Origin of the sequence: Psychrobacillus mangrovi, assembly GCF_037104765.1 — a bacterium.
In the GTDB taxonomy this organism is placed as follows: Bacteria; Bacillota; Bacilli; order Bacillales_A; family Planococcaceae; genus Psychrobacillus; species Psychrobacillus mangrovi.
This window is the reverse complement of sequence record NZ_JBAWSY010000002.1, coordinates 569,969-575,968: the sequence shown is the minus strand read 5'-3', so window position 1 is coordinate 575,968 and position 6,000 is coordinate 569,969. Positions and strand designations below refer to the sequence as shown.

At 36.8% G+C, this 6,000-nt stretch carries 7 protein-coding genes; 3 read left to right on the top strand and 4 right to left on the bottom strand.

From position 1 onward, the window contains the following. The 3 genes from WAX74_RS05855 to WAX74_RS05845 all read left to right on the top strand — a co-directional run. Window positions 1–193 (top strand): hypothetical protein (locus WAX74_RS05855; protein ID WP_336496725.1); only part of this gene is annotated, 193 nt, incomplete at its 5' end. 73 nt (window positions 194–266) lie between these two features. Next, window positions 267–1,730 carry a hypothetical protein gene (locus WAX74_RS05850; protein WP_336496724.1) on the top strand — a complete coding sequence of 488 codons (1,464 nt, stop codon included), beginning with the start codon at window positions 267–269 and terminating at the stop codon, window positions 1,728–1,730. Window positions 1,731–1,864: 134 nt separating this feature from the next. Next, window positions 1,865–2,098, top strand: coding sequence for a hypothetical protein (locus WAX74_RS05845; protein WP_336496723.1), 234 nt, complete (start codon window positions 1,865–1,867; stop codon window positions 2,096–2,098). Window positions 2,099–2,120: 22 nt separating this feature from the next. Here WAX74_RS05845 and qoxD read toward each other — a convergent pair whose 3' ends face one another. The 4 genes from qoxD to qoxA all read right to left on the bottom strand — a co-directional run bounded on the left by qoxD (window position 2,121) and on the right by qoxA (window position 5,931). Continuing rightward, window positions 2,121–2,402, bottom strand: a complete 282-nt coding sequence (gene qoxD, locus WAX74_RS05840; protein WP_336496722.1) for a cytochrome aa3 quinol oxidase subunit IV — start codon at window positions 2,400–2,402, stop codon at window positions 2,121–2,123. 1 nt (window position 2,403) lies between these two features. Next, window positions 2,404–3,000, bottom strand: coding sequence for a cytochrome aa3 quinol oxidase subunit III (gene qoxC / locus WAX74_RS05835; protein WP_336496721.1), 597 nt, complete (start codon window positions 2,998–3,000; stop codon window positions 2,404–2,406). Beyond that, window positions 2,997–4,946 carry a cytochrome aa3 quinol oxidase subunit I gene (qoxB, locus tag WAX74_RS05830; protein WP_336496720.1) on the bottom strand — a complete coding sequence of 650 codons (1,950 nt, stop codon included), beginning with the start codon at window positions 4,944–4,946 and terminating at the stop codon, window positions 2,997–2,999. The genes qoxC and qoxB overlap by 4 nt, the downstream gene beginning before the upstream one ends. A 61-nt stretch (window positions 4,947–5,007) precedes the next feature. Beyond that, on the bottom strand, window positions 5,008–5,931 hold the full coding sequence (qoxA, locus tag WAX74_RS05825; RefSeq protein WP_336496719.1) for a cytochrome aa3 quinol oxidase subunit II: 924 nt from the start codon (window positions 5,929–5,931) through the stop codon (window positions 5,008–5,010). Window positions 5,932–6,000: the final 69 nt, after the last annotated feature.

Sequence of the window (6,000 nt, the reverse complement as noted above, 5' to 3'; positions counted from 1 at the left end):
AAACGTCGACTATCAGTTGCCGGGTGAGAAAATTAGAGATGGTGGAAATAGGATAGGTATGGTTTTGACCTATCCTGTTTTCACCATCCCAGCAAGCGGTAGCGCGGTAGCAAAAGAAAAAACGTCGGGAATTAATTTGTCTACTTTCTTTACAGAAGACCATTTTAGTTGGAAAAACGACCCTCTTAGTTAGAAAACAAACTCCTTTTAAAAACAAGTGTAGTCCTTTCATTACTTCGCATATGATGTGTTGAAAGGGGTGTGCGATGAATTATTATGTAAATGTGTTTAAGAACTTTTTACCTCTAAATGCAGAAATTCTAGAGTTGCCTGAGCCCCAAGCTATACCGGCTGTAATTATTGCAGATATTGATGGCGATCGTTTGGAAGAAATAATTGGCGCATATAGACATGAAGAACAAAACTATCTCTTAATATTAAAGAACAATCATGAACAATGGCTTCCCTTAATTCATCTTCAAGGAAATGGTTATGGAATATCAAATTTAATGGCAGCTCCAATGACAGATAGTTGGATCAATACGTTGATTGTAGGTTGGCAAATAGGAAGTATATGGTCCCAATTAGATATGTTTCAATGGACAAATAGTGGATTTGTACGGCTACCTACTAATGATCTTGTATATAGTAAGTTGGAAGTGGAAGATATGCCAGGTCCATATGGACAGGACGGCCAATATGAAATGGCAGTATGGACACATGACACTGGAGAAGCCTTCAAAGTAGAGGTGTATCGATTTAATCATTCTGGACTTGTCCTAGCGAAGGAAGTCTACCCATACTATTTCAAAAAAGTAGAGGATTACTACGAAAGGCTTTTACAATCGAACGATTTCTCCTATTACTGGTACTATTTAGCGGATGCTCAGAATAAAGCTGGCGATTTGGAACAAAGTCTTTCCTCTATTGATAAAGACTTGTCCTTTAGTTCCCCATACCCTTCAAGAGAAATGTTGTTAGATAAAAGACAACTGATTCTTAATCGGTTACAAGATACGAATTCTGACGGTCAAGTTATAATTGGGCATACTAGAGGAGATGTGACTGGTGATGGTTTGATGGATACTATCTACCTCACAGGTGATAAGACGGAAGGAAGCCCATTTTGGCAAAACATTACGTTAAATATTTTATATGAAAAAGACAATATAATAGAAAGAATTTCACTTAAGCAAAATGCAGGGTATAATCCTACTTTATTTTTAGGGGATTTTACTGGAGATCATATAGAAGATATTTTAATTGTCATAGATACAGGTGGAAGTGGTGGTACGATTTACGCCTATATTTTTGCCTATTCAGAAGGGAACATGCGTCAAGTGTTTGATGTGGAAGAATATAATGAACGCTCAGAATATGAGGTAAACTATCAAAATCAATTCAAAGTAACTGTAAGAAGTAGTAATCCTAAGAAGAGATACACGTTAGATTTATTGTATAAAGGAGAAGAATATTTATCGGAGATTTATAATGAGGATGGAACATTAAAGGAACCAATTGAAGGATGGGTAGACCCTGTTAGTGGTTTGTATCCTATTGACTTTGAGAGGGATGGAACCTACGAACTATTGGCATATCAAGAAATCGCGGGAAGATATCATGCAGATGCACTAGGATATGTACAGAATGTATTAAGTTGGAATGGAAATGAATTCACTACCGAAAGACAAAATGTATCAATCATTGGCGAGGATCTATCCTCTATATAAAATAAAACAAGAACTACTGCAAGTGACAAATTTGTAGCAGTTCTTTTTTTGAAAGGAATGTTCACATTATAGACAAAAAATGTTTGACAATTTAGTGAACGAGGTAGATAATAATAAAAAGAGGGGTGTATGAAATGAAATCATATATGAAAATGTTTCATGCTACAAAATTAGCAGGAGCAACATTGTTAACTATAGGTATTGCTATCTTTTTATATGGATCATTAATGAGTGAATATAGCACGGTAATGGGAATTGGAATTGGTGTCGTGATGGGGGCAGTCTTTACATTTATTATTGGTATGCTTCTCGTTGCTTCTGAAGAAATGATTTTAAATTCTAAAGAATATAGAAAAGAGAGCGCCTAAAAAGACGCTCTCTTTTTTCTGTTTACATATCCCAAATCAATATTAGTAACGTACCGAGAACAGTTAATATTGCAAGGATTAAACCGTAATATATATTGATGTAAATTGATTGTTTATCCTTAGTCTCACCTGCATGCATAAATACAACGAGCTGAAGACCAGCCTGTATAAATGCAGTAAGGAGTAGAATAGTCATACCAATTGAAAAGGACATATCAGTAAAATACACTAATAGTGCCACTGCCGTAAGAACTAAGGAAAATACAAAGCCCATTACTTGTTTTAGAGGGAATAATTCTTTCATATTACATCATTCCTTTCAAGTAGATGGAGCTGAAGATGAAAATCCAAATGATATCCAAGAAATGCCAGTAAAGTGAGAAAATAAACGATTTATTGGCTGTTTCTGGTGTTAATCCACGTTTTTTAATTTGTAGGAGAATAAATAATCCCCAGAAGAAACCAAGTGTAACGTGTAATCCGTGAGTCCCTAATGTCGTCAATAAAATCGCAGTAAAGGCGCTAACTTGTAATCCCGCCCCTACATGAACATAGTGAGTAAACTCATAAATTTCAAAGCCTAAAAATGCAGCTCCTAAAACAAGAGTAACCATAAAGAATGCCATTGTAGCTTTTTTATTGTTCATTCGCATTGCATGAATGGCAAGACCAATCGTAAAACTACTCGTTAAAAGTAATATTGTTTCAATCAGAACAGGTGTAATTTCAAAAATATCCGCACCAGAAGGTCCATTACCAATACGATTTTCTAAAGTGAAATATGATGCGAAGAGTGTTGCGAAAAGCATAATTTCCGCACCTATAAAAATCCAAAAACCTAAGATTTTTAAGTTATTTTCTTCCGTGCTGTATTCAAGTGGAAGCGAGTTATCTACCTTCATTTTTTAGCACCTCGCAATTTTCTTTCAGTTTCTTCGATTTCCTCGACAGAGATATATCTTCCGTGGTCTTTCTCGAACGAACGATATGCCATACAAGCTAAAATCCCGATCAATGTAATAATGGCTAGTGGCCATATGCTGAATATCATCGCAAATCCAAAGACAAAGAATATACAGCTCATGATAAATGGCAATCCACTGTTATTTGGCATATGAATTTTTTCAATTTTACCCTTGAATAATTCATGACCATTTTTCTTAGAATCCCAAAATGCTTGTGTTGAAGCAACTTGTGGTGTAACTGCAAAATTATATTCTGGTACTGGAGTGTGAGTTGCCCATTCAAGTGAACGTGCATCCCATGGGTCACTACTGATATCCCTTGAAGCATAACGTGTACTATAGTAAATATTGTAGACAAGTAGGGCAAATCCAACTGCCATAATTGCTGCTCCAACAAATGAAACCATGTTTAATGTAGTAAAGCCAGTAGATTCAGAGTATGTGTACATACGGCGAGCCTGACCATCTAAACCAGTAATATACATTGGTATAAAGGCTAAAACAAAGCCGATTGATAAAATCCATGCTGTCCATTTACCAAGCTTCTCGTTTAACATGAAGCCGAATATTTTCGGCCAATAGTAAGTGAGACCTGCAAGCATTGCGTAAACAACCCCAGGAATAATTACGTTATGGAAATGGGCTACTAAGAACATTGTATTGTGATATTGATAGTCAGCTGCTGACATTGCAAGCATTACTCCGGTAACTCCACCTAATGTAAACAGTGGGATAAACATTATGGAATAAAGCATTGGCGTAGTAAATTCAATTTTTCCTTTCCAAAGGGTGAACAGCCAGTTAAATATTTTAACCCCAGTTGGCACAGCGATTGCCATCGTTGTGATAGAGAATATACTATTTGTTAATGCACCTTGGCCCATTGTGAAGAAATGGTGAGCCCAAACGAGAAATGATAGTAGAGAAATGACTACCATAGAAGCAACCATAGACTTATAGCCATAAAGGTTACGTCGTGCAAAGGTTGAAATAATCTCACTATACAGACCGAATGCAGGTAAAATCAAGATATATACTTCAGGATGTCCCCAAACCCAGAACAAGTTAGCCCAAAGCATATCCATACCACCATTGTCGGTTGTAAAGAAGTTTGTACCGAATAATCGATCCATTGTTCCCATTGCAAGCAATACTGTTAATACAGGGAAAGCAAAAACAATAATGACATTAGCAATAAAAGCAGACCAAGTGAACATTGGCATTTTCATTAGAGTCATACCAGGAGCTCTCATTTTTAAGATGGTCGTAATAAAGTTAATACCAGTCATTAATGTACCAATACCGGCGATCTGAATAGCGATCATGTAATAATTCGAACCAACGGATGTACTAAATTCATTGCCTGCAAGCGGGAAGTAAGATGTCCATCCTGCATCAGGTGAACCACCTACTATAAAAGAGATATTGAATAATCCCATTCCCATAAAGAATAACCAGAAGCTTAATGCGTTTAAACGCGGAAATGCCACGTCACGCGCCCCAATTTGTAATGGTACAATGTAATTAAAGAAAAATATAATGAACGGCATAGCCATAAAGAGAATCATTACGACCCCATGTGTTGTGAAAACTTCATTATAATGCTGAGAATCTAGAAACGTGTTTTCGGGCATAGATAGTTGATAGCGCATCATAATGGCATCAACGCCACCACGGAACAGCATAAGCAAGGCTGCTAGTAAATACATGATACCGATACGTTTGTGATCAACTGTTGTGATCCATTCGCGCCAAAGGTATCCCCATTTCTTAAAGTAGGTAATTCCTACAACTACAGCAAGCATAGTAAGACCAATGCCAACCATGGATGCGTATATTAAAAAGCTTGGATGTGGTACGGCAAAGCGATCAAAGAAATCCATACTTTTGTAACTCCTTTCAGGAATCTATAGGTTTAACTATAGTAATCTAATAAACTTCTAATTAATGATGAGCGTGACTTGATTCATCATCGGTATTAGTTGATTCGTGATTTTCGTGTTCTGATTCTTCTGCGTCCGTTTCAGTGGAGCCGTGGTCATGGTTCGGTGCAGGCGAGAATTCTAAATGTGTTCCTGTATAAGTAGAACGTCCAAGATGGCCCGGTTCTAATAATTCCTCAAACTTATCTTCAGATAGAGGTGGTGCTGTTTCATGTACTTCTTTCACCCAATCATCGTAGTCTTCCTGAGACATAGCTGTAACTTCAAATGTATTTTCTGCAAATCCTGCTCCACTGAAGTTAGCATTTCTTCCAACAAATTCACCTTGTGTATCTGCTGCTAAGTGTAAGGTGGTGACCATATCAGACATGGCATATTTTTGTCCACCTAGTTGAGGAATCCAAAAACTAGTAATTGGTCCATAGGAATATAATTTAAACTCAATTGCACGGTCTTCAGGGATGTATAAGTAGTTAACAGTCTCAATATTCTCCTCTGGATAGCTGAAATGCCATTTCCAGTTGGAAGAAGAAGCATAAATTACTAATGGTTCTTGATCTCCATATCCTGCTGGTGTCGCCTCTACTTCATAGTTACTTTTTACAGAAACGAATGAGAGAAAAATGACGATCAGAATAGGAATACCGACACAAATTGCTTCAACAATTGGACTTCCTTCTATATGAGGTGGCTCGTAATCTTTACTTTGATTAGAAGCACGGTATTTTATTAACACAAATACTAAAATAGCTAAAACGACAATAACTATACCTGACATAAGAAAAATAGATAGCATAATATCATCTGCCTGGGTTTTAGCCTGAGGACCTTTCGGGTCTAAAACTAGTAATGGTTCACAACCTGTTAACACAGTGGCAATAGTGAAAACCATCGTCAACAGAGCCCACTTCATTTTTAATTTCATAGTTGTACCCCTTTCAAATTCTGTTTATAAAAAGTTGTGGTAACTAGTGATGCAAATCATAAATGGAGG